This is a genomic window from Bacillus sp. FSL K6-1012 (assembly GCF_037964915.1).
Taxonomy (GTDB): domain Bacteria; phylum Bacillota; class Bacilli; order Bacillales; family Bacillaceae; genus Bacillus; species Bacillus halotolerans.
Genome location: NZ_CP150175.1, coordinates 1,287,362 through 1,309,444 on the forward strand (window position 1 = coordinate 1,287,362; position 22,083 = coordinate 1,309,444).

Sequence of the window (22,083 nt, forward strand, 5' to 3'; positions counted from 1 at the left end):
TACATAGAGAAAAGCCTGCAAATCTGCAAGCTTTTCCGCCTTATCATGAATGATGATGTGTTCGATTGATTAAACGGGGATTTAAGCAATTAATCGCGCAGAAGCAGTCTAAATCCACTTCAATGCAGTAGTGCGTTTTTTCAAGTCGGAACACTTCACAAATCGTGTCTTTATCGGTGAAGTCCAAAATGTGTTTGTGTTCGTCAAAAGCGATTAATAAGGATAGCGTTGCGCAGCTGCCATGAACTTTTTCCACTCTAAAAAATACTGTATTAAAGCAAGGTCCGTTATCCAGCTCGCCGACATTACCGAAGGCGACTAAAGGCTTTGATTTTGATGTAAATATTGCAAAAGGCACTGTATCGCCTAATGAATGGCTTACAGACAAAAGCTTGGAATGGCAGCCGGTCGGGCAATCCTCTTCAACCGCGTTTTGCAGATCTTCAATTTGTTCTACCGCTTCACGCACGCAGCTTGATGTTTTCTGGCTCATATTATCCCTCCTGCCTTGTAATTTTGAGACTGGCGAAATGATGGAGAGTCAGCTGCCTCACTTTCGAAGCAGCTGAATAATTTGCACCTGTAATAGAGCTTGGAAGGGGATTCCTCTTTACAAGTGTTTATCCATTGTGATGATGCTTTTTATCTTTATGAGGCGAAGTTCTGTCAACTAACTCTGGTGACAGGCATTGAATCGCACAGAAGCATCCGAGGTCCACTTCGATGCAAAAATCTGTTTTTTCTAGCCCGAAGAAATCCGGGTCGCAAGGGTGGCAAACACTTAAGGTATCGCCTTTGACATCGACCGGGCGTAAAATAGAAAGTGTTGCACAGCAATCGCATAATTTTTCAACGCGGAAGAAAATGGATTCAAAGCATTGCATATCATCCACAAATCCCCCCACGTTTCCGAATGTGGAGAACAATCCGCCTTTTTTATCAAAAACGAGAAACGGAATTGTGTCTTTTCCAGCAATCGTAGGGTTTAAAAGGTTGGTATAGCAGCCAGTCGGACACTGTTCTTCAACTGCCTCCTGCTCTGCTAAAATCTTTTCCACTGCATCGCATACACAGTTCTCATGCCGGCCATGGGTTTTTCCGCAGCTCATTGATTTCAGCTCCTTCTTTATAGGGTATTTGACTTTAGTCCTTAACAACATATGTACTCGTGCCTCACTTGGTGTGGGTGAACGTCTATATATTCATCATATGCGGGAAAATAAGAAAAAGCAGAGCGTTTTTAGCTCTGCTTTTAGGTTCTAGAGGACAAGAGTGATAACTAGGACGGCGATAAGAACGTTTGTTGCTGTAGAGATAAGGGTTGCGATATCGGCATCTACTGTTGTAACGTTTACGCCGCGGGAGCATTCGATAAGAAGTTTCTGGCGGTTTACTTGCTTATTGGCTGTCAGCTGCAATAAATCTTGTGCGACTAATTCGGCAATAACTCCGTCTGCAATTGAGGTAAGAGCTACTGTAAGGACAGCTGCATTAAGTGCTGTTACAACAGATGTTACGGCTTGAACGTCTGTAGACGAAACGTTGATGTCACAAGAGTCTCTGATAATAATTGTCTCATCGGAGACTTGTTTGTTGAGATTTGCCTGTGCCAGATCTTGATTGATAAAAGCATTGTCGTCGCCAAAACCATTGCCATTGCAACAAATATCACAATTACATTTTCTATCTTCTTTTTCTTTCTCTTTGTGATCTAACGGATGGTCACAGTCAGGATCAAGTGCAACCCAAGAGTATGGTCTGCTTTCCATATCTATTCCTCCTTTTCTTTTACTGTTATTAAATGATCGAGCCTCTTACTTTGACTGAGGCATATATCCTGATGAAGTTCCCTATTTTTATAATTGGTGTTAATTGTTATTGTTTTGCCGTCTTTGTCTGAGCTGTTCAATGAGCTGCTCTCTGCGGCTAAGCGGTTTATCGCTCTTTTGCTCTTGCACAGCTTCTTCTTCGTTTTTCTTCTTTTGTTTTTCAGCTAGCTCCGCTGATTTCGCTTGCAAGTCTTTTACCATATTCAAAAGCATTTCCTTTTCTTCATCTGATACTTTTTTCATTTTGTCTTTCGTGATGCCGTGTTTAACAAATATATTTTGAACCAGCATTTTCATCATTGGATCAACTTCCGGAAGCTTTTCAAGTTCTTCTTTGATTTTATCGTTATCTGACATTTGTTTTCACCTCGACTTTTTAGTTTGTGAAAAGAAAGGATTAAAGGACGTCAAGTTCAAGGAGAATGCTGTTTAGCACCTGAAGCAAAAGTTGTACAAAGATTATTATTTCATCGGCAGACAAAGTAATCTTGATATTTCGGCTGTTGATAATTTTAATGATGGTTCTTTTTTTGATTTGGGAGTTATCGAGAATGAGTATTTCGCTTGCTACAGTGTCAGCCAAGTCCTCATCGGCGATGACGAGCTGTGTCACTAGGATAATCAATGTTGTAGCCAAGGCTTGTATAGAAAGGGCAGCTGTTATATGTGACGTATCTATTGTGATATTTTCGCAATCAATGACTTCGATCTGCTGTTCGAACTCGCTAGATAATTGCTGAAATATTTCAGGGTGCAGGGATTCAACTTCTTCTTCAAACGACATAACCTTCACTCCTTTCTTATCCATACTGTATATAATGCAGAAGAGGTGCAGAGCGGAATAAGAAAAATAACCAATTTCCAACAGGACAAGATACAAATTCATGAAAGCTAGGGTTTCTGCATATATGTGAAGGGGATGATGAAAGGAGTGAACCAGTGGTTATCAATTGGCTGTCTCTTTTCCTTCTTTCGCTTGCGGTCTTCCGGCTCGCGCGTCTTTTCGTGTTTGATACGATTATGGCGCCGCTGCGCAGCCTTTTTCATGAAGAGAAGGAGGAAAAGGATGCGGACGGGAACATTGAAACGTATATTGTCATAAAGGGAACGGGTGTGAGGGCGTTTATCGGTGAATTGCTGAGCTGCTATTGGTGCACAGGCGTGTGGTGCGCCGGCTTTTTGATTTTGTGCCAGGCCTTTATTCCAGAGGCGGCCCAGTGGCTGGTTTTGCTGCTGGCGATCGCAGGGCTGGCCGGTATTATTGAAACCCTTGTATCAAAATGGCTGCAGGAATAAGGCATTCCCATCAGCAACTTTCCGTCAGTATCCGCATAAAGTAGCATATATGACATAAGGAAAGGAAGGGATCAAAGTGAATCAATTTAACAAACCTTCCCAAAAAACTCCATATACAGATTCATCGTATCAAACAAAAAAGATCAAAAAGAAAGGCTGCGGATGCGGCAGTAAAAAGAAAAAACCTCAATAGCCTGACCCTGACAAGAGACCGGAGATGTCCGGTTTTTTGTTTTTTTAACAATGCTGATTCGCTCAGCATATGTCATGAGAGGGGGGGATTTCATGAACGAGTTTGAAAAATTCATAGAGGGCAGGTATGGCACGCACGATCAAAAGCAAAACAAACATGACAAGACGATCAAACATATTGAAAAGGAATTGGCTTTATTTGACGAAGCCGGCCTGTCGTTTGAACAAGAAATTGAAGAATTGGCTGAAAAGACGGAAGACTTACTGAAAAAACAGCAGGCTCAGCATGATCCATCATAAATCCGCAAGAGCCCTATGCGGATATCCAAGCCGATCATGATATCTCACATAGTGTATAGAGAGTAAAGGAGGTGCTTAGTTATGGGCTTTGGTTACGGAGGCTGCTGCTACGGCGGCGGTTATGCTGGAGGATATTCAGGCGGTTACGGTTCAACATTCGTTCTTGTGGTCGTACTGTTCATTCTTCTCATCATCGTAGGTGCATCTTTTTTTAACTACTAAGAAATGAATGAAGGAGGAAGTGCGGATGATTTCCGTGCTTCTTCCTTACATTGTGTACCCTTTGCTGCTTTTTAAAGCAGTAACTTATTTTTGATTGCGAATCATCACATTATGCGTAAAGCGTTCATACAATACTGTATTACTCCGCCAAAAGGAGGCGTATCATGGATAATCAATTTTTTAAGAACATTGAAAAGAAAACAGGCGTGAACATGCAGGATGTCATGAATCTTGCAGGATCACTTCAAAACGCCAATTTTAAAGATGAAAACACAGTCCGCAGCGTCATTAAACGCGTGGCGCAGCTGGCAAACAGACGCGTGCCGAAAGAACTGGAAGATAAGATTGTTCAGTCCATTACAAGCGGAAAAGAAAAGCTTGATTTTGGAACGATTTCTAAAATGCTGGATAGTAAATAAGCGGATGGCCTGGGCAGCGGGCCTTTTTTACAGTGAAAAACCCGGCAGTATCACTGCCGGGCTGTTTATTTGGGCAAGGGCTGTCTCGTTTGCTGCAAAAGAGGATACAAAAACCTTGAACGGTGGGCGGTTTTGCCGCGCCTGTTTGCGGGACAAGACAAATATAAATGCTGTTTGGCCCGTGTCATTGCAACGTACAGAAGGCGTCTTTCCTCCTCAAGCGGAGCTTCGTCTCCCTTTCTCGCTGTTTCTAGTGAGAAATCATGCGGGATGGAGCCATCTACCGTGCCTAATACATAGACGGTTTTGAATTCGAGGCCCTTTGAACGGTGAATGGTCATCAGCTGCACGCCGTTTTCATCCGTTTTGTTTTTCTCAGCAGCCCGCATGTGATCAACATGGGCGAGAAAGTCAGGGATGGTTTTGAATTTTTTGGCGACAACCTTGACGTCACGCAGGTCATCAGAGCCTTTTTCCAGCTTATTTCCTTCGTTGCCCCGTTTTTTTAAGTATTCGGAGAAGCCCATTTTTCCTTCGGCAAAGGTAATGGCTTCCACCGGCTTCATGGTGCGGATGCTTGCGAAAAAGGGCACGATTTTTTTGATTTTATCCAGCTGGAACGGCTTCAGATCCGGCAGTTTGGCCAGCGCCTTGATCATGGAGCAGTCCTCGGTAATCGAGAGCGCCTTCAGCGTGTTTAAAGCAGACTGCTTTAGAAATAAGGCAGGCAGCAAGTGTTTAATCGCTTCAGTATCATCCTCGTTTTGGCTTGCGTACAAGTATGCGAGTATCTGGCGGACGATCCTTCTGCTGTAAAAGGACTGGACGCCGCGATCTGCGGTATACGGAATTGATGATTGATGGAGCCTTTCATAAATGGCGCGGCCGGCGCTGTTTGTCCGGTAGAGAACCGCAAAATCTTCAGGTTTTGCGCCGTTTTGAATTTTTTCTTTCATATCGGAAACCACCATTGTCGCTTCTTCTTCTTCGTCATAAGGATAAAACAGCACAGGGACCTGCGCGTCGTCACGAGCGGCTTCCAGCATCTTGGCATACCTGTTTTTGTTCTTTTTCACGACAATATCAGCACTGGAAACGATCGGATGTGTTGAACGGTAGTTCGCTGTTAAATAGATTGTTTTGGCACCGGGATAATCCTTTTGAAAATCCAGAATAAAAGAAGGGCTGCTGCCGCGAAACGCATAGATTGACTGATCATCGTCACCGACACAGCACAGGTTTTGTTCCGGACTCGCCAGCATTTGCATGATTTTATATTGAACCGGATTAATGTCCTGAAACTCATCGATTAAAATATACGTAAACCTAGATTGATATTGCTCCAGAAGGTCAGGCCGTTCTATAAACAGTTCATAGCAGGCTGACGCCATATCATCAAAATCAAATTGGCGGTGTTCTTTTTTCTGGCGCTCATAATATTCGTATAGGCGGTAAACTTGTTTTTCCCACTCATCCTTTAAAGGAATATGTTCATTCGGCAAATAAGTGTTTTTCCAGAAGCCGATTTGCTGCAAAGCCTGATCGACAGGGAACTCTTTCTCATCTACGCCTTCTTCATAGAGTGCTTTTTTCATATATTGTTCCTTTTGCCACTCCATTTTCAGCAAATGTTCGCCATTCCATTTGGCAGAATCATAGTGATATAGGATTTTATAAAACAAGCTGTGGAATGTTCCGGTGACAAGTCTTCTGACTTTTGACGGCTGTAATCCGTACTGCTTCGCCATGCGATCTTTCATTTCCGCGACGGCTTTTGTTGTAAAGGTGACAAGCAGCATATGTTCCGGCGGTATGTCTAAGTGTTCGATCATGTGGGCAGCGCGCGCGGTCAGCACACGTGTTTTTCCGCTTCCTGCACCGGCAAGCACCAATAAAGGGCCTTCCGTTTCCGTGACAGCTTTCAGCTGATCTGTGTTTAAGCCGACAGTCGGAAAAAGGCTCATATCAGGTGTTTCCGGTCTTTTTATAAAAGGTGTACCAGGTTTAATATGTCTTGGAGTCTGCCATTCCGTGACACCGGGTGCCGGATCAGCTGATATCGCTTTTCCTTTAGGCAAACGAAAGACGCCGGATTCCTGAAAGTCTTCTTTTCTCTCTTCTTTCGCCGGTTTTGGTTCGCAGGCTTCCTCACACGCCGGGAAATCACCAGGCTGCCGGTGAATAAATGCAGGCGGTTCAGCGATGTTGAGCCTTAACAAAACAGGCTTTCCGCAATGAGAACAAAATAAATTCCCTTTTATTCCTTCTTCATAGAGGAATTGATAATGTTCTCTCGAATATGTATGTAAATGTATTGTTCGATCATTCAGTCGGGCGCATTTCAAAAAGGGGTCCTCCCAATAAAAAGGTGTTCATTACAGACAAAGACTATCATATCAAAAGAAACGTGTTTCAAAAAGTAAGTTTAAGGGAAAAGAACAGCAGAAGGGTGGGGATCGTATGATATATGCAGGTCAAATTCAGAACCAGCAATACGCTCAATATGCCAATCGCACAATAGGCCATAAACAGGATTATGCCGGAACAGAGAAGATCAGCTATGTCCCGTTTCAGCGGGTATACAAGGAACTTGAAAAGCAGCAGGAGAATCTAACGGCTGCTGAAAGGAAAGTAAACGAGGCAAAACGTAAGCGCTCTCTTTATAAAAGATTTCGAGAAAAAGGGATAGGCACATCTATTAATCGATATGTATAAAAAACCGTTCACATGAGAGAGCGGTTTTTTATATGCGAAAAAATCCGGATCTCAGAAGACCCGGATGGTGTTTAATCCTTAATCATTTGCAAATGGGGAATGCCAGCATCGAGAAATTCCTTTTCAGACAGCACCCGATATCCATGTTTTTTGTAAAATGGCACTGCTTGTGTCTGCGCATTTAACATAAAACCTGAAGCACCGCCGTCTGCTGCCGCTTTTTCCAGCGCTTTCATAATGATGCCGCCGACACCGGCTGAGCGGTGGCTTTTTAAGACACAAATTCGCTCTAATTTGCCGTATCCGTTCTTTAGCCGCCATCTTCCGGCGCCGATCGGCTGATCTCCGTCATACACCACAATATGCTCTGATTCGTTTTCGAGCTCATCAATTTCTTCTTCAACTGGTACGTTTTGTTCTTTGACAAAGACTTCTTTTCTTACATAAAATGCATCTTTCATTTGTTCTTCATTTTTTGCGATAACTGCTTCCAATCGTTTATTCTCCTCCGCCTAACAGGAACGTTTCATATACCGTCCACGAACCGTTTTCCAATTGATACAGCAGATGAAAACGGTCAACAATTTCTTCATGAGATACTTCCTGCATTTTTAACTGCCCTAATACATCCGAATGCTCATCGTCGGAAAGGTTTTGGCCGACCGTCACATGCGGAACAAAATTGTATTCCTGATTACCGGCTAATACACCGGTGTAAAGTTTTTCATTCAGTGTTTTTAATTCTTCCGTCGGTTCTGCTTTAATGTAAATGACATTATTGACAGGCGCAAAAGAACTGTATTTGGTCATTTTGAGAACAATCGGATGAGATTCTTTAGCGATTTCTCTTAATTGTGATACCAATTCACCGGCTTCCTCTTCTGTAAATTCAAATGAAGATCTCAGCGTCAAATGAGGCGGGATCAGGGAATAGCTCGGATCATAGCGCTTTCTGTAAGAGTTCGCGAGATCTTGCAGTTTTTTTGATGGAAATAAAACAATTCCGTATTTCATAGTATGTCCCTCCTGAAAATAAAGTATGTTAGAGCATTTTTTTCAGAGCCGGCGTAATGAGCGGCTGCCAGTATGTCCACTTGTGGTCTCCGTCAAATGGCTCAAAATAATAATCGGAAAGCTTTTCCTCCAAAAGCTTTTTCAGCTCCTGATTCGGTTCTGTGAAGTCCAAAATATTGCCGTCTGTCGTATGGACGTCTGTTTCTTTTGTTCCGATTTGGTGATAAAGAGAGAGGTGTTTGATGTCGTCTGACTGTTTCACGGCTTCTAATACATGTTGATCTACATAGGGAGACTGCATGATGATGTTACCAAACATATTCGGATAATCAAGCGCTGTCATAAGAGAAACGGTCGCTCCGAGAGAATCACCGATCAGTGTCCGCCCGTAGCCGACTTGGTACGTCGGAAATTCATGGTCCGCAAAAGGAACTAGCTCGTGGGCAATAAATCGTTTATATGCCGAAAACTTAGAACCTTCCGGATGATAGGTTTTTCTGCGTTCTTTTACATCCTTGTAAGGAACACCGATAATAATGCATCGGTCTATTTCTCTTTTGGACAGCAATTCCTCCACTTGTCTGCCGATTCTCCCCAGCCTGAAATAATCGTGGCCGTCCTGCGCGATAATAAGATGATATTTATAAAGAGGGGAGTAGTTTGACGGCAGATAAACGAGTACTGTCATTTCCTCGTTAAGCTCTTTTGAAAAGAGCTTCTTTTCTTGAACTGTGCCGTTTTTCGGTGCCATAATACATTCCTCCAGGACATCACTAGACTTTCTTGCGTTTGAAATTATTGTACCATGAATTATTAGAAATTTCTCTCTTTAAACAGTTCGGTGCCCGAAGAAAAAAGTATTGAAATAAACTGCAAATTGCGCTAATATAAAACAATCAGAAAATTGAAATCGATATTTCTTATCGTGAGAGGTGGAGGGACTGGCCCTTAGAAACCTCAGCAACCGGCTTGTTTTGCATACGTGCAAAGCGCCAAGGTGCTAAATCCAGCAAGCGTACTATGCTTGGAAGATAAGAAGAAGCGTTAAACCCCTTCTTCTTATGAAGAAGGGGTTTTTTATTATGAAAAGGGAAGGTGTCAGCTATATGTCACAGCACGTTGAAACGAAATTAGCCCAAATCGGAAACCGAAGCGACGAAGTAACGGGAACAGTGAGTCCTCCTATTTATTTATCAACAGCATACCGCCACAGAGGGATCGGCGAATCGACCGGATTTGATTATGTTCGGACAAAAAACCCGACACGCCAGCTTGTTGAGGACGCGATTGCCAGTTTAGAAAACGGAGCGAGAGGGCTTGCCTTCAGTTCGGGAATGGCAGCGATTCAAACGATTATGGCACTGTTTAAAAGCGGGGATGAACTGATCGTTTCATCGGATTTGTATGGGGGCACGTACCGTCTGTTTGAAAATGAATGGAAAAAATACGGCTTGACCTTTTATTATGATGATTTCAGCGATGAGGACTGTTTACGCTCCAAGATTACACCAAATACAAAAGCGGTGTTTGTGGAAACACCGACAAATCCGCTGATGCAGGAGGCGGACATTGAAAAGATCGCCCGGATCTCAAAAGAGCACGGTCTTCTGGTGATTGTTGATAACACATTTTATACACCGGTTTTGCAGCGTCCGCTTGAGCTCGGAGCCGACATTGTCATTCACAGCGCAACCAAATATTTAGGCGGCCATAACGATTTGCTCGCAGGCCTTGTTGTTGTAAAGGATGAACAGCTTGGAGAAGAAATGTTTCAGCATCAAAACGCCATCGGCGCGGTCCTGCCTCCGTTTGACTCATGGCTTTTGATGAGAGGAATGAAGACGCTCAGTCTCAGAATGCGCCAGCATCAGGAGAACGCGCAAGAGCTTGCGGCCTTTTTAGAAGAGCAAGAAGAAATCAAGGATGTGCTTTACCCGGGAAAAGGAGGCATGCTATCCTTCCGTCTGCAAAAAGAAGAGTGGGTGAATCCATTTCTAAAAGCACTGAAAACGATTTGCTTTGCAGAAAGCCTCGGCGGGGTGGAGAGCTTTATTACATACCCTGCCACACAGACGCACATGGATATTCCTGAAGAAATCCGTATCGCAAACGGTGTCTGCAATCGTCTGCTGCGTTTTTCAGTCGGAATTGAACATGCGGAAGATTTAAAAGAGGACCTAAAACAGGCTTTATGTCAGGTCAAAGAGGGAGCTGTTTCATTTGAGTAATCACAATTGGACGCTGGAAACCCAGCTCGTGCACAATCCATTTAAAACAGACGGTGCAACCGGGGCGGTCAGTGTACCGATCCAGCACGCCTCGACCTTCCATCAATCTTCATTTGAAGAATTTGGCGCATATGATTACAGCCGCTCAGGCACGCCGACAAGAACAGCTCTCGAAGAAACAATTGCCGCACTGGAAGGCGGAACGAGAGGGTTTGCTTTCAGTTCAGGCATGGCTGCGATCTCAACAGCATTTTTACTTCTCTCACAGGGCGATCACGTTCTTGTGACAGAAGATGTATACGGCGGAACCTTCCGCATGGTGACAGAGGTTTTGACCCGTTTTGGCATTGAGCACACGTTTGTTGATATGACGGATATCAACGAAGTGGCACGGAATATCCAGCCAAACACAAAGGTCATTTATATGGAGACACCGTCAAATCCGACACTTGGAATTACTGATATTAAAGCGGTTGTCCAGCTTGCAAAAGAAAACGGCTGTCTGACCTTTCTGGATAATACATTCATGACACCGGCACTGCAGCGTCCGCTTGATCTCGGCGTGGATATTGTGCTTCACAGCGCAACAAAATTCCTGAGCGGACACAGCGATGTGCTGTCAGGACTGGCTGCTGTCAAGGATGAAGAGCTTGGGAAGCAGCTGTATAAGCTGCAAAACTCGTTCGGCGCCGTCCTTGGCGTGCAAGATTGCTGGCTCGTGCTGCGCGGCTTAAAAACATTGCAGGTCCGTTTAGAAAAAGCGAGCCAAACAGCGCAGCGGCTTGCGGAATTTTTCCAGAAGCATCCGGCGGTGAAACGCGTGTATTATCCGGGGCTGTCTGATCATCCGGGGGCCCAAACCCATAAAAGTCAGTCGATGGGAGCGGGTGCTGTGCTTTCCTTTGAGCTAGAAAGCAAGGAGGCCGTTAAGAAATTAGTAGAGAATGTATCACTTCCGGTCTTTGCTGTGAGCCTTGGCGCCGTGGAATCGATTTTGTCCTATCCGGCAACGATGTCTCACGCGGCAATGTCTAAGGAAGAGCGTGAAAAACGCGGCATCACAGACGGCCTGCTCCGTCTAAGTGTGGGAGTCGAACATGCAGATGATTTAGAACGTGATTTCGAACAAGCGCTGAAAGAAATTGCGCCCGTAGCTGCGCGTTAAAAAAGAAGCCGGGCGATATGGGACTGACCCCTGTTTTTGAGACAGGGATCAAAACACCTTTTATACAGCCAATTGCCGATAGCTTATCGGTGATTGGCTGTTTAGTTTCGTTTGAATACGAATGTTGTTATAATAATAAATGTATTCTTTGACAGTGCGTTCTACGATGGCGGTCGTGGTTCGATTAATGCTGTTAAGATAGAACGTTTCAGACTTTAGTGAGGAATGAAACGATTCGATGGAGGCATTATCAGCGGGCGTCCCTTTGCGGGACATGCTCATGGTAATGCCTTTTGTTTTAACAGCTTTCTGATACTCATAAGATGTATACACAGATCCTTGGTCACTATGTAACACGCAGTTCTGAGGCAGTGTTGGCAGCTGATCAAGTGTGTTTAAGACAAAGTCTGTGTCCTGCTTATCTCCAATCGTGAAAGCAATCACTTCTCCATTGTATACATCCAATATACTGGAAAGGTACAATTGTTTCTGTCCATAAGGCAAATATGTGATGTCCGTTACTAGTTTTTCAAGAGGATGATCAGACTGAAAGTTCCGATTCAATATGTTATCGACCACGGCATATGGCTGCCCATTCTTCTTGCGCTTTTTCACCTTAACCCGGCACTGCCACTGATTTTTCTGCATGATACGCTGAACCGTTTTATGGTTAATACGCATTCCCTTTTTTAATATAGCTGTAATTTTTCGATATCCATATCGATACTTGTGCTCTCGGCACAACGTGCCGATTTGTTTTTCCAAATGGCACTTGGGATGATCTTTCGTCAGGTTCTTTTTCCAACGATAATAAGATGCTCGTGAGATACCTAAATGAACACAGATATTCTGTACGGTCATTGTGCCGTGCAATACTTCTACAAGTTCGACTGACGTTTGGCTATCAACTTCCTTTCCAATTCGTTGTACTTTTTTAAAACTTCATTTTGTTGTCTCAGATAACGGTTCTCTGCCTGCAGTTTCTCTAATTCGGAAGAATACTCCGGACCTTTTCCGTAAGTGTATTGCTTACCAACAGGCTGTTCAAATCGATGTGTATCCCCAGCTTTATGCCATCTAACCCATGTCTGAACCTGCGTCTTATTCTTGATATTCAATTCCTGCATGATCTCTTTCGTAGGCACGCCTGCCAATCTCATTTCTACAGCCTTCTGTTTGACTTCAATCGGATAACTCATTCTTGTTCCCATACAAAAAACACCTCCAAGTCTTATTTCGGATAACAACTATCCGTTTTCAAACTTGAAGGTGTTTTTTATTTGTCTCATCTTATGGGGTCAGTCCCATATCCCGGCTTCTTTTTTATTTTTCATCATCAGGATTCAGAATCGCCAGTACTTGATGATCCTCCCATTTTCCATTGATTTTCACGTTTTTTCGGGCAATACCCTCTTTATGAAATCCCGCTTTTTCTAATACGCGCATGGACCCCAGATTGCGAGGCATGACACCGGCTTCAATGCGATGCAGTTTCAAATCGTGAAACGCATAATCAACAATCAGTCTGACCGTCTCTGTCATAAGGCCCTTTCCGTTATGGGCTTTATCTAAAAAGTATCCAATAAACGCGCATTGCAGCGCTCCGCGGATGATTTGGAAAAGGGAAACCGTCCCGATTAATGTATGGTCTTTATTTGTGAAGATGCCGAAGTGATACTCTTGGTCATTTACCAGCCTTTGCTGATATTGTTCGATCCTTTTTCTCTGCCCTTCAATCGTATAGTAATCGTCTGCGCGAATCATGGAGAACTGTTCGAAAAATGCCCGGTTTTCGCTTTGCAGCCGAAGATTCTCTTCAGCATCTTCTGTTTCTAAAGGTCTTATATAAATGGTATGTCCTTTTAACATACAGTGATCTCTCCGTTTCTCTTACATAGTATTCTGAGGAAAGTGTGAAAATCCTTTTTATAAAAAGGAAGAAAACCAATTTCCCATAAAGGTGCCAACATAATTGCCGATCAAGTAGCCGAGTGTGCCGACCAGCATAATCGGTGCAACAAGCTCCCGCCATCCTTTGGCAATCGCCATCGCAGCTGCTGTTGTAGGGCCGCCGACTGTGGCGTTTACGGCAAGCAGAATTTCCTCAAGGCGCACGCGGAACAATTTACCGACAGCTAAGGAAACCGCTAAATTGCTGATGGCGATGATGAAGACAAATAAGAGAATAAGAGGCGCATTTGTGATGATTAACCGGAGATCTGCAGGAATGCCAATCACCACAAAAAACAAATAAATCAAGTAGGTGCCAAGCTCCTGAGATCCATTGAGCCTTTCAAAAAAACGAGGGAACAGAAAGATGATAAGAACGGTTAAAGACGTAAGCACAAGGTACTGATCGCCAAACGTTCCGGTCACCAGGGGATGAGAAAACGTAATTTTGAAATAGCCGGAAACCTTACCGCTTACCGCAACAAGAGCAAAAGCAGCTCCAGCGTTAAAGGCAATGTCCTTTAATGAAATGTCTTTCCGCTTCCAATAGCTTTCCGCGCTGTTACCGCTGTTTCCTTCCGCTTTTGCCTGATCTTCAAACGGCATCGCATAATGACGGCGAAACCATTTGAGTGCAGGAATGCTGATTAAAATAAAAAACAACAGCGCCATCATAAAGTTATCTGCCACAACCGTTGCCGACACATATTCGCCCGGTGTCTCAAATTTCGCAGCCATCGCCGCAAAATTAATCCCGCCGCCAATATAGGAGGCACTGATCATCCCGCCGATCTTATCTAGATAGGGAATATGCTGTTTTAATAGAAAAAAAGCGATGATGCTGCCAACCACTGTCCCTAAGGAGCTTATAAGAAAAATAAACAGCAAACGCCTGCTTTCCTTAAAAATCTGCCGCACATTGATCTGAAACAGCAAAAGAGGAATCGCAAGCGGCACCACATATGACCATACGGTATCGTATACAGGGGATTCAACAGGAAGCACTCCTATATTTGTAAACACCATTGCACCTGCCAGCGCGATAATAGCGCCAGACACAGCGGAAGCCCACTTAAACCGCTGCTCCAGCCCGATGCTCACTGCCGCCCACACCGCAATAAATCCCCATAATACCCATACATCATCAGAAGAAATCAAAGAATGCAAAATCCCATCACCCCTATTGTTAGAAAATTAAGACATATTATAATAGCCGATGAACATAACAGCAAGTCCGAAAAAAGTTTTTCTGAAAAAGCAGTTGACGAATAGAAGGGAAGGTTATATAATAGAACTTGTCAGAAAGACAACAACATACCCAGCAACACATACATATCATGATTCCGTAGCTCAGCTGGGAGAGCGCTACCTTGACAGGGTAGAGGTCGCTGGTTCGAGCCCAGTCGGAATCATAGCTTAAACCCTTGCGTAGCAAGGGTTTTTTACTTTTTATAGGGGTTGTCGGTTTTATTAATGCAGTATATGATTTAAATGAAAATCCAAGAATAAAAATTGAGTTGAGAAGATAAAATAAAAACCCCATTTGTAACGTCCAAAATGGGGTTATTTCTTAGATTTCATATTAAGTTGCTGCTCTATCTGCGACCTTATAAGTGGACTGCTCAGAGAGAGCGTATGAAGCGCTAGATACTCCAACAACGCCAAGCAAGAGCGCTAAACAAATTGCAATTTTACATTTTTTCATTTAAATGTTTCCCCCTTTGAATTTGTTTGCGTGCTTCAATTGCCATTTGATAAAAATCGACCGCATCATGTCTGTCTTCTTTGTTGGTCAAAAAATCAGCAACAGCAACAGCGTATTCTTCCATATCACCGTAAAGGTTTTTCTCTTCGAAGAACTTGAACACTTCTCTAAGTGTTTGTAAGTCGAATGATAAATAAATACCTTTAACCAGTTTTAATTTCTCGGATACTTCCTGGTTGTTGTGTCGGGCAGCAACCTTCTGACCTTCCTGGTATAATTCTAATGCAGTCTTTAAATCATTTTTCTTTGCTTTGACATATGCCAGATTAAAAATCGCTTTGGACTCATAAATGTGTTTTCGATCTTTATGAATTTCATAGGCGATTTGAAAATATTTCTCAGAATTGTCAAGCTCTTCAAGGTTATTATAACATAATCCCACGTTAAAATGAGCTGAACCAATTAAATGTTGCTCCCCTATTTTATAGCATCATTTAAGGCTTTTTCAGCTGTTTCTAAAGCATCCTCATAACACATTTTATCTAGCCAGTTCCCAAAGACAACAAACTGACATTGGACCATTTCTTTGCCATATGTAAGGTTACCCTGAGCATTTTTTTGCTCTTTAAATATAGAATATGCTCGCTGAGCATAATTCATTGAGAAATGAGTCTCTTTCATATAGTAATAGACCTCTGATACTTTAAAATAGAACTCGGCCTTATCTGTATTTGCGTTTTCATCTAATAAATCAAGATATTTTTCGGCTTCGCGATAATATGTTAAGGCAATAACTAAATCTCTTGTTCTGAAATGATACATACCGGTAAAAAAATGATAATAGAACTCTATTGTATTCGTAAGGGATTCAGGGGCCATATTCTCCCTTGTCTTTTTAAGAGCAGAATAAACACCATCTATATTTTTAACAAAGTCAGGTTCGAGATACGACAGCATTATTTCGTACCGTAGCTTTAATAGCTGAAGATAGACTGCAACCTTTTCATCTTTCTCCATCATATCGAATTCTTTTTCAACTTTTCTTTTCATTTCTTTTGCTTTCTCAACTCGACCCTGCTTTATTACAACATACCAATGATTAATGTCTGTAGTTACATAATGATATGGGATTAAATCCGAAACAGACAATCAAATACCTCCTTTTATTTACATATATTTAATATTATACCGCTAAGGACCCCCTCTAATAGAGTATTTTTTTGAAAAGTCCCTCTATTTAGACTGAAAAGGGTCGGAATAAACATAAATGAGGACCATATCGTCTGATATCGACCCTTTAGCTTGCTTTAGAATTTATAGAAAATTGGTCTAAAAGGCTATCGATGTCGTTTAATGATGTATAAATGACATCTACATTTTTCAAGAAAATGTTATAATGAAAAGTCATAAAATGATGTGAGGAGGAATTTCGGTGCATTACATAACGGCATGCTTAAAAATCATCAGTGATAAAGACCTTAATGAAATAATGAAGGAATTTAAAAAACTTGAGGAAGAAACAAACAAAGAAGAAGGGTGTATTACATTCCATGCTTATCCGCTTGAACCATCAGAACGCAAAATAATGCTTTGGGAGATTTGGGAAAACGAAGAAGCTGTTAAAGAACATTTCACGAAAAAACACACAAAAGACGTTCAAAAACAAGAATTAACGGAAGTAGAGTGGTTAATAAAAAGCAATGTGAATGAGTAAAAGGTTCCTTAACAAAGAGACATTCAATGGCTAAGAATCAACCACCTGTAATTAAGTAGTAAAGTGTTGGCGGATTGTTGTCCAATTCTGCCAACAATCATCATTTTCATTCAGAAGTCATCAGATGTACAATTCAATAGGCTTTGAAATAAAAGGGCAAACTTGATTTTTCGGCTTAGAAATTCATTGATCCTGTCTCTTTTTAGGGTCAAAATCATTGAAAAGTTCTGCGGTGTTTAATTTGAACCTGGATAGGAACATAAAATCTCAATTTTCTAAGAAAAGCTCCCACACAATAGGGAGCTTTTCTATTTTCACATCACTTGATATAAAGCAGAAACTTTTATAGATGTTTAAGAGATTTAGTGATGTTTTTTATACGATTCGACAAAATCATAATAATGATCATCGTCATCATAATACTTTTTATCGTAATGATAATCGTGATCATCATCATACTTCTTGTCATGATCAAAATCATAATACTTATTGTCGCAATCATAATGCTTCTTATCGCAGTCATAATACTTTTTGTCACAATCATAATGCTTCTTATCGTGGTCATAATACTTTTTGTAATAAGTTTTTTTCCAAGTGTAATACTCTTCTTTATATTTTTTATAATAACCCAATTTAAGCCCTCCTATTATTTTAATCAATATTAATATATGAAGTTTATATGATATGGTATGGCCAAATTCACTAATAATTTATTAATAGGGCTGTTTCTGATAGCCAAATGATAAACTGTTTATGAAGATAGGTTAGGTGAAAGGATTCGATCACAGTGAATAGACGAAGTATGTTGTAATGCCATTTGGGAACAGATGGGGACGAATAGGGGACAAACTTTTTAGTCAAAACAAAAGGTTTTTTATCAGAAATTCTTGTTAGAAAACCCTATAAAATATGGTTATTAAAATAATACGTCAGTTCGTAACGGCATATAGCCCCTACCTTGACAAGGTAGAGGCCACTGGTTCGAACCCAGGCGGAATCATACACGAAAAAAACGGCAGGAAACGCTGATAAAGGCGTTCCTGCCGTTTTTGTTTTGTGTTATCTTTTCGCAATGAGATAAAGTGATATGGCTCTTTGAGTTTGAAGAGGATTATGAATCGTAATCACCCACTGGTTTCTTCGCCTCGGAAAACTGCCTATTGCATACATTGGAGCATAATCACGTGGAGTAAACCCGCCATTTATTACCTTTATATCTCTTCCTTCAAGATAACAAACAAGGTATTCACCGGGATCTATGACCTGTTGGTTAGTCCATGCGTAAGAATAAAAGCCGTCTCCGAGATCCTCGGTGGAGGATGGCGGTATAAAGCCATCTACATTCAATGTGATTTCTCTTCTTCGCTGTCTTTCTGAAAAGTCTTGATTTCTTTGCGTGTGATGAGCAGGTGGTAAGTGAGGAATTAACACAGGAACATAAAAGTAATGATACAAAGCAACCACTCCTTCGTTTACATTCATACAAAGTGTATGTTGGCGTATTTCGTTAATTCCTGTTTTGTTGTCAGTTGACTAAGAATGGAACTAAAGGAGTGAGGACAATCAGCTTGTCCATTTTTGTTTCACGACTGCCTTCATTTTTGTATAGCAAGTTCTTCGATAATGAGGTCTTTTTGCCATTGGCTAGTTTTATAGACCTCCCTATTTTTAATCATTTTTATGATATAATGGATATGTTTTTCAGTAATTTACAGTGTTGGTAATGGAGGAAACTATATGAAATGGTATTGGAATGGCTTAAAGAACTATGTCAATTTTGAAGGGAGAGCTCGGCGAAAGGAATATTGGATGTTTCATCTCTTTAATGGCATCATTTGTTTTATTTTATTACTGCTATCATTAATACTAGTTGGATTATTAACATCAGGCCCATTGGCGGCAGAAGGATATGCCGGTTCTCAAGTAGGATATGTAATTGGATATGGCGGGGGATTACTGGCATATATTCTGATCTTTCTTTATCAGTTAGCTGTTTTTCTTCCGTCTCTTGCTCTCAGTATCCGCAGATTGCATGATATCGGCAAAAGTGGCTGGTGGATATTTATAGGCTTTATTCCAGTGGTCGGTCCTATTATTATGCTGATCTTTAACTGCCAAGATAGTGAAACAATAGAGAATCAATATGGAGCAAATCCTAAGATTATCAATGAATCGTAAATTGCGCCCCAATTGTTAGACAATGAGTTTAGCGATTGGGGTGTTTTTTATAGCCTGAAAAACTCATAAGGAAACTACATATTCAAGATAGAGAACAACTTCACCAAAGAGGGAGGAATAAATCAACCTTAGCAGGATATCGGCATGAATGGTCTTACATTATTTGGTTTAAAATGGTTAACTGCATTTTGAATAGTTATTTATTTTTCTTCTTAACCACTTCCTAAGCACCTTTGTTTATAGTTTTCGCAAAGGATTGAATTAATATGCTGATCAAGAAGACATTTAGAATGGAACGAATCAAAGTGAAATTAATGGACAAACTTATATGGATTAAAAAGAAGAGAGGAGGGTGGAAATGAGTAAAAAATGGCTGCAAATAATAACTGCGTTATGTCTATCCAATTTTATATTAATGGGCTGTAATAATGATCAAAATAATAATGATCAAGATAACAATACTCCAGATGTTGAGGAGAACGAACAGGATAATAATGGTAACAATGCGCCGGGTGTTGATGAGGACGATACGATCAATAAAGATGATGAAAAAGATAATGAGACTGATCCCGAAGATCCGGTTGAGGATAATGAAGATGCCGATAAAGATAAAAAAGATGAGTAAGGAAACAGCACATCATCATTGTTTGCAGAAGAACCGACACTTCGTGCAGAGAAGTTTTAGTATTCTTTTCTGATGCTTTCTGATGGCGGTGCTACAGACGAAAAACGTGCTTGAAGGGCTCTAAAATGACAAAAAGCTCTGTCCTTAGCGGATGGGGCTTATTGTGTGTTTGTGACACGTTTTTGAAATGAATATGATTTACCGAATTTAAAATATACGAAAAATTGAAATAATACTTTAGAAACAAAATGTGTGAAGTTTGTAAAAATGACATTGATTTCAACTCGAATTTTTGATGACTAATAATTGTCTATAATGTCAAAAGGAGTTGGAATCATGAACAAATTTTTCTTGGCTCTCTTTTTATCCGTTTTTGCTTCTGTCAGCATTGTTTCAACAGCAAATGCAGCAGTAATCGATCATGACAAGGTTGTCGGTTTTAAAGAGGCAGCGCCTGCCACTGTTACTCAAAAAGCGGCGAAACGTTTTCAGCCATATTTGAAGGTTTATAGCGGATGCGTGCCTTTTCCTGCAGTCGATGCACAAGGCAATACAAGTGGAGGTTTAGAGCCTACTGGAGCGCCTGAAGGACATTGCAGCAAAAATACAGGACAAGTATATTCGCGTTCTGCTTGGTATAATGGTGTTTGGGCAATTATGTATTCCTGGTATTTTCCAAAAGATGAAGCCTCTCCAAAATCAGGTCACAGACATGACTGGGAAGGAATCGTTGTATGGATTGATAATCCAGCAAATCAACATCCAAAAGTTTTATCCATTGCATATTCCGGACACGGAAAATTCACAAATGCAGCACCAAGTGGAAGCAACATGAGAGATCATCATCCTTTGATTGCATATGACAGCACTTGGCCGCTGAACCATGAATTACTTATGAGCGATGATGTAGTAGGCGGAACTCAACCGTTAATCGGATGGGATGATTTAACTCCTGCCGCAAGGAATGCATTACATACAACAGATTTCGGTAAAGCAAATGTTCCTTTTAATGATAATAACTTTACCAGCAATTTAAAGAAAGCATGGTTTAAATAAAAACATCTTGGTATTGGGAAGAGTCCTTACAAAGAAGGATTCTTTTTTTGACTTACATGAATTCCTATTATCTCCGATAGCTGATTGGCAATGATTACTTTTAAAATGGAACGAATGATAATAAGAGAAGTCCTTGTCGGAAAGCCTTTTCTCTCAAGAATCTCTCTGTGGTGAAAATGATGTCTGTCTTTTAAATGAGAGGATAAGGTTCAAGCCGCAATCAATTACCATTAAGAGTAGTAATTAAGATTCAAAATATTGACAAATCGATGTATTTTCAACAAAAGGGCAACCCCTTCATGTATACTGAGTCCGTAATTACAATATGTAGAAAGGGGTAATAGAATGAAAATCAGTTTGGAGAAAAAAGCAGGTTTCTGGAAGAAGGCAGCGATTTCATCATTTATTTTTACCATGTTTTTTACCCTGATGATGAGTGATACGGTTTTTGCGGCCGGACTGAACAAGGATCAAAAGCGCCGGGCGGAACAGCTGACCAGTATCTTTGAAAACGGCACGACGGAAATCCAATACGGATATGTGGAACCCTTGGGGGATGGAAGAGGCTATACATGCGGCCGGGCAGGCTTTACAACGGCTACCGGGGATGCATTGGAAGTAGTTGAAGTATACACAAAGGCAGTACCGAATAACAAACTGAAAAAGTATCTTCCTGAATTGCGCCGTCTGGCCGAAGAAGAAAGCGATGACATAAGCAACCTCAAGGGATTTGCTTCTGCCTGGCGTTCGCTTGGAAATGATAAAGATTTCCGTGCTGCCCAAGACAAGGTAAATGATCGCTTGTATTATCAGCCTGCCATGAAACGATCAGAGAATGCCGGATTGAAAACGGCATTGGCAAGAGCTGTGATGTACGATACAGTTATTCAGCATGGCGATGGTGATGACCCTGACTCTTTTTATGCCTTGATCAAACGCACGAACAAAAAGGCAGGCGGCTCACCTAAAGACGGAATAGATGAGAAGAAATGGTTAAATAAATTTCTGGACGTGCGTTATGACGACCTGATGAATCCAGCAGATCCGGACACCCGTGATGAGTGGAGAGAATCTGTTGCCCGTGTGGATGTGCTTCGCTCTATCGCCAAGTCGAACAACTACAATCTGAACGGACCGATCAATATCCATTCAGCAGAATACGGTGATTTCGTAATCAAATAAGCAGCGAGTGTAAAGAAACAGGCTGCACCTTTGCGTATAGACCCGCCGCCTTCATTAATATGGCGGGGTTTAAGGTATGAACCGATTGTGTAAATGTCATTACCATTACTTAGCCTTTCTCAGAGAGAAGGGCTTATTTCAATCTAATCTGCTTTTCCGATTCAATGAAAAAAACCAGATTCACTAGCATGAATGTATCCGATCCAACGGCAGTCACATCAGCAATTAGGCTTAATACATAATTCTAGACTTGTTTTCATGCTGGCTGATCCTCTAAATAAAGAGTGTTTTTC

28 protein-coding genes, 1 tRNA gene and 1 riboswitch are annotated in these 22,083 nt (G+C 41.4%); of the genes, 13 read left to right on the plus strand and 16 right to left on the minus strand.

Annotated features, from left to right (window positions below; genetic code table 11):
- Positions 1-43 precede the first annotated feature (43 nt).
- The 5 genes from cotZ to NSS75_RS06640 all read right to left on the minus strand — a co-directional run bounded on the left by cotZ (position 44) and on the right by NSS75_RS06640 (position 2,613).
- Positions 44-493, minus strand: a complete 450-nt coding sequence (gene cotZ / locus NSS75_RS06620; RefSeq protein ID WP_095713608.1) for a spore coat protein CotZ — start codon at positions 491-493, stop codon at positions 44-46.
- Positions 494-620: 127 nt separating this feature from the next.
- Positions 621-1,109: a spore coat protein CotY gene (gene cotY, locus NSS75_RS06625; RefSeq protein WP_003239243.1), complete on the minus strand. Its 489-nt coding sequence runs from the start codon at positions 1,107-1,109 to the stop codon at positions 621-623.
- A gap of 150 nt (positions 1,110-1,259) precedes the next feature.
- On the minus strand, positions 1,260-1,769 hold the full coding sequence (gene cotX, locus NSS75_RS06630; RefSeq protein WP_101860797.1) for a spore coat protein CotX: 510 nt from the start codon (positions 1,767-1,769) through the stop codon (positions 1,260-1,262).
- Positions 1,770-1,868: 99 nt separating this feature from the next.
- Complete coding sequence (locus NSS75_RS06635; protein WP_101860796.1) at positions 1,869-2,186, minus strand: spore coat protein; 318 nt, start codon at positions 2,184-2,186, stop codon at positions 1,869-1,871.
- Between the two features lie 40 nt (positions 2,187-2,226).
- The gene (locus NSS75_RS06640; protein ID WP_103672301.1) at positions 2,227-2,613 is read right to left on the minus strand and encodes a spore coat protein; all 387 of its coding nucleotides are present in this window, start codon (positions 2,611-2,613) and stop codon (positions 2,227-2,229) included.
- 155 nt (positions 2,614-2,768) lie between these two features.
- Here NSS75_RS06640 and NSS75_RS06645 point away from each other — a divergent pair, with 155 nt between their 5' ends.
- The 4 genes from NSS75_RS06645 (at position 2,769) to NSS75_RS06660 (ending at position 4,258) form a co-directional block, all read left to right on the plus strand.
- The gene (locus tag NSS75_RS06645) at positions 2,769-3,125 is read left to right on the plus strand and encodes a DUF1360 domain-containing protein (protein ID WP_010333781.1); all 357 of its coding nucleotides are present in this window, start codon (positions 2,769-2,771) and stop codon (positions 3,123-3,125) included.
- Positions 3,126-3,410: 285 nt separating this feature from the next.
- On the plus strand, positions 3,411-3,617 hold the full coding sequence (locus tag NSS75_RS06650) for a hypothetical protein (RefSeq protein ID WP_213418521.1): 207 nt from the start codon (positions 3,411-3,413) through the stop codon (positions 3,615-3,617).
- Between the two features lie 81 nt (positions 3,618-3,698).
- A complete protein-coding gene (locus NSS75_RS06655; RefSeq protein ID WP_024120949.1) occupies positions 3,699-3,839 on the plus strand; it encodes a YjcZ family sporulation protein in 141 nt (46 codons plus the stop codon).
- 164 nt (positions 3,840-4,003) lie between these two features.
- Positions 4,004-4,258, plus strand: a complete 255-nt coding sequence (locus NSS75_RS06660) for a stage VI sporulation protein F (protein WP_024120950.1) — start codon at positions 4,004-4,006, stop codon at positions 4,256-4,258.
- Positions 4,259-4,323: 65 nt separating this feature from the next.
- Here NSS75_RS06660 and NSS75_RS06665 read toward each other — a convergent pair whose 3' ends face one another.
- Positions 4,324-6,603: an ATP-dependent helicase gene (locus NSS75_RS06665; protein ID WP_339236630.1), complete on the minus strand. Its 2,280-nt coding sequence runs from the start codon at positions 6,601-6,603 to the stop codon at positions 4,324-4,326.
- A 115-nt stretch (positions 6,604-6,718) separates the two neighbouring features.
- Here NSS75_RS06665 and NSS75_RS06670 point away from each other — a divergent pair, with 115 nt between their 5' ends.
- Entirely contained in the window at positions 6,719-6,973 is a 255-nt protein-coding gene (locus tag NSS75_RS06670) for a hypothetical protein (protein WP_095713603.1), read from the plus strand.
- A 71-nt stretch (positions 6,974-7,044) separates the two neighbouring features.
- Here NSS75_RS06670 and NSS75_RS06675 read toward each other — a convergent pair whose 3' ends face one another.
- The 3 genes from NSS75_RS06675 to NSS75_RS06685 are packed head-to-tail and all read right to left on the minus strand — an operon-like array spanning position 7,045 to position 8,738.
- Complete coding sequence (locus NSS75_RS06675) at positions 7,045-7,467, minus strand: GNAT family N-acetyltransferase (protein ID WP_339236636.1); 423 nt, start codon at positions 7,465-7,467, stop codon at positions 7,045-7,047.
- A gap of 4 nt (positions 7,468-7,471) precedes the next feature.
- Positions 7,472-7,987 carry a YjcG family protein gene (locus NSS75_RS06680; RefSeq protein ID WP_010333788.1) on the minus strand — a complete coding sequence of 172 codons (516 nt, stop codon included), beginning with the start codon at positions 7,985-7,987 and terminating at the stop codon, positions 7,472-7,474.
- Between the two features lie 28 nt (positions 7,988-8,015).
- Entirely contained in the window at positions 8,016-8,738 is a 723-nt protein-coding gene (locus NSS75_RS06685; protein WP_024120954.1) for an esterase family protein, read from the minus strand.
- Between the two features lie 166 nt (positions 8,739-8,904).
- A riboswitch (SAM riboswitch) is annotated at positions 8,905-9,025 on the plus strand.
- Positions 9,026-9,093: 68 nt separating this feature from the next.
- Here NSS75_RS06685 and metI point away from each other — a divergent pair.
- On the plus strand, positions 9,094-10,215 hold the full coding sequence (gene metI, locus NSS75_RS06690; RefSeq protein ID WP_101863942.1) for a cystathionine gamma-synthase/O-acetylhomoserine thiolyase: 1,122 nt from the start codon (positions 9,094-9,096) through the stop codon (positions 10,213-10,215).
- Entirely contained in the window at positions 10,208-11,380 is a 1,173-nt protein-coding gene (gene metC / locus NSS75_RS06695; protein ID WP_339236639.1) for a cystathionine beta-lyase, read from the plus strand. Before metI ends, metC begins: the two co-directional genes overlap by 8 nt.
- 60 nt (positions 11,381-11,440) lie before the next feature.
- On the opposite strand, the gene NSS75_RS06700 is transcribed toward metC, so the two are convergent.
- From NSS75_RS06700 to NSS75_RS06710, 3 genes are all read right to left on the minus strand, one after another.
- A protein-coding gene (locus NSS75_RS06700) for an IS3 family transposase (RefSeq protein ID WP_339236642.1) occupies positions 11,441-12,591 on the minus strand; the annotation gives its coding sequence in 2 pieces (ribosomal slippage) (positions 11,441-12,318 and positions 12,318-12,591; 1,152 coding nt in all).
- 112 nt (positions 12,592-12,703) lie between these two features.
- A complete protein-coding gene (locus NSS75_RS06705; protein WP_326374648.1) occupies positions 12,704-13,249 on the minus strand; it encodes a GNAT family protein in 546 nt (181 codons plus the stop codon).
- Positions 13,250-13,306: 57 nt separating this feature from the next.
- Positions 13,307-14,497 (minus strand): DUF819 family protein, encoded by a 1,191-nt coding sequence (locus NSS75_RS06710; RefSeq protein ID WP_339236647.1) that lies wholly within the window; start codon positions 14,495-14,497, stop codon positions 13,307-13,309.
- Between the two features lie 172 nt (positions 14,498-14,669).
- On the opposite strand from NSS75_RS06710, the gene NSS75_RS06715 reads away from it, so the two are divergent.
- Positions 14,670-14,742 (plus strand) — tRNA-Val (locus NSS75_RS06715).
- A 279-nt stretch (positions 14,743-15,021) separates the two neighbouring features.
- Here the strand turns inward: NSS75_RS06715 and NSS75_RS06720 are convergent.
- The gene (locus NSS75_RS06720; RefSeq protein WP_339236651.1) at positions 15,022-15,477 is read right to left on the minus strand and encodes a tetratricopeptide repeat protein; all 456 of its coding nucleotides are present in this window, start codon (positions 15,475-15,477) and stop codon (positions 15,022-15,024) included.
- 35 nt (positions 15,478-15,512) lie between these two features.
- Positions 15,513-16,184, minus strand: a complete 672-nt coding sequence (locus tag NSS75_RS06725; RefSeq protein WP_339236654.1) for a hypothetical protein — start codon at positions 16,182-16,184, stop codon at positions 15,513-15,515.
- Between the two features lie 277 nt (positions 16,185-16,461).
- Here NSS75_RS06725 and NSS75_RS06730 point away from each other — a divergent pair, with 277 nt between their 5' ends.
- Positions 16,462-16,749 (plus strand): putative quinol monooxygenase, encoded by a 288-nt coding sequence (locus NSS75_RS06730; RefSeq protein WP_268543747.1) that lies wholly within the window; start codon positions 16,462-16,464, stop codon positions 16,747-16,749.
- Positions 16,750-17,111: 362 nt separating this feature from the next.
- On the opposite strand, the gene NSS75_RS06735 is transcribed toward NSS75_RS06730, so the two are convergent.
- Both NSS75_RS06735 and NSS75_RS06740 read right to left on the minus strand, forming a co-directional pair.
- The gene (locus NSS75_RS06735) at positions 17,112-17,381 is read right to left on the minus strand and encodes a hypothetical protein (protein ID WP_101860790.1); all 270 of its coding nucleotides are present in this window, start codon (positions 17,379-17,381) and stop codon (positions 17,112-17,114) included.
- A gap of 427 nt (positions 17,382-17,808) precedes the next feature.
- Positions 17,809-18,204 (minus strand): hypothetical protein, encoded by a 396-nt coding sequence (locus tag NSS75_RS06740; protein ID WP_024120994.1) that lies wholly within the window; start codon positions 18,202-18,204, stop codon positions 17,809-17,811.
- 282 nt (positions 18,205-18,486) lie between these two features.
- On the opposite strand from NSS75_RS06740, the gene NSS75_RS06745 reads away from it, so the two are divergent.
- From NSS75_RS06745 to csn, 4 genes are all read left to right on the plus strand, one after another.
- The gene (locus NSS75_RS06745; RefSeq protein WP_024120995.1) at positions 18,487-18,927 is read left to right on the plus strand and encodes a DUF805 domain-containing protein; all 441 of its coding nucleotides are present in this window, start codon (positions 18,487-18,489) and stop codon (positions 18,925-18,927) included.
- Between the two features lie 358 nt (positions 18,928-19,285).
- Positions 19,286-19,552, plus strand: a complete 267-nt coding sequence (locus NSS75_RS06750) for a hypothetical protein (protein ID WP_339236661.1) — start codon at positions 19,286-19,288, stop codon at positions 19,550-19,552.
- 336 nt (positions 19,553-19,888) lie between these two features.
- Positions 19,889-20,608, plus strand: a complete 720-nt coding sequence (locus NSS75_RS06755; RefSeq protein ID WP_339236665.1) for an NPP1 family protein — start codon at positions 19,889-19,891, stop codon at positions 20,606-20,608.
- A 345-nt stretch (positions 20,609-20,953) separates the two neighbouring features.
- Positions 20,954-21,790 carry a chitosanase gene (gene csn / locus NSS75_RS06760; protein ID WP_095713539.1) on the plus strand — a complete coding sequence of 279 codons (837 nt, stop codon included), beginning with the start codon at positions 20,954-20,956 and terminating at the stop codon, positions 21,788-21,790.
- Positions 21,791-22,083 lie beyond the last annotated feature (293 nt).

Bases quoted from the DNA above. Each gene is read 5' to 3' on its own strand.
- cotZ (WP_095713608.1), bottom strand. From the start codon at position 493: ATGAGCCAGAAAACATCAAGCTGCGTGCGTGAAGCGGTAGAACAAATT.
- cotY (WP_003239243.1), bottom strand. From the start codon at position 1,109: ATGAGCTGCGGAAAAACCCATGGCCGGCATGAGAACTGTGTATGCGAT.
- cotX (WP_101860797.1), bottom strand. From the start codon at position 1,769: ATGGAAAGCAGACCATACTCTTGGGTTGCACTTGATCCTGACTGTGAC.
- NSS75_RS06635 (WP_101860796.1), bottom strand. From the start codon at position 2,186: ATGTCAGATAACGATAAAATCAAAGAAGAACTTGAAAAGCTTCCGGAA.
- NSS75_RS06640 (WP_103672301.1), bottom strand. From the start codon at position 2,613: ATGTCGTTTGAAGAAGAAGTTGAATCCCTGCACCCTGAAATATTTCAG.
- NSS75_RS06650 (WP_213418521.1), top strand. From the start codon at position 3,411: ATGAACGAGTTTGAAAAATTCATAGAGGGCAGGTATGGCACGCACGAT.
- NSS75_RS06655 (WP_024120949.1), top strand. From the start codon at position 3,699: ATGGGCTTTGGTTACGGAGGCTGCTGCTACGGCGGCGGTTATGCTGGA.
- NSS75_RS06660 (WP_024120950.1), top strand. From the start codon at position 4,004: ATGGATAATCAATTTTTTAAGAACATTGAAAAGAAAACAGGCGTGAAC.
- NSS75_RS06670 (WP_095713603.1), top strand. From the start codon at position 6,719: ATGATATATGCAGGTCAAATTCAGAACCAGCAATACGCTCAATATGCC.
- NSS75_RS06680 (WP_010333788.1), bottom strand. From the start codon at position 7,987: ATGAAATACGGAATTGTTTTATTTCCATCAAAAAAACTGCAAGATCTC.
- NSS75_RS06685 (WP_024120954.1), bottom strand. From the start codon at position 8,738: ATGGCACCGAAAAACGGCACAGTTCAAGAAAAGAAGCTCTTTTCAAAA.
- metI (WP_101863942.1), top strand. From the start codon at position 9,094: ATGTCACAGCACGTTGAAACGAAATTAGCCCAAATCGGAAACCGAAGC.
- NSS75_RS06705 (WP_326374648.1), bottom strand. From the start codon at position 13,249: ATGTTAAAAGGACATACCATTTATATAAGACCTTTAGAAACAGAAGAT.
- NSS75_RS06745 (WP_024120995.1), top strand. From the start codon at position 18,487: ATGAAATGGTATTGGAATGGCTTAAAGAACTATGTCAATTTTGAAGGG.
- NSS75_RS06750 (WP_339236661.1), top strand. From the start codon at position 19,286: ATGAGTAAAAAATGGCTGCAAATAATAACTGCGTTATGTCTATCCAAT.
- NSS75_RS06755 (WP_339236665.1), top strand. From the start codon at position 19,889: ATGAACAAATTTTTCTTGGCTCTCTTTTTATCCGTTTTTGCTTCTGTC.
- csn (WP_095713539.1), top strand. From the start codon at position 20,954: ATGAAAATCAGTTTGGAGAAAAAAGCAGGTTTCTGGAAGAAGGCAGCG.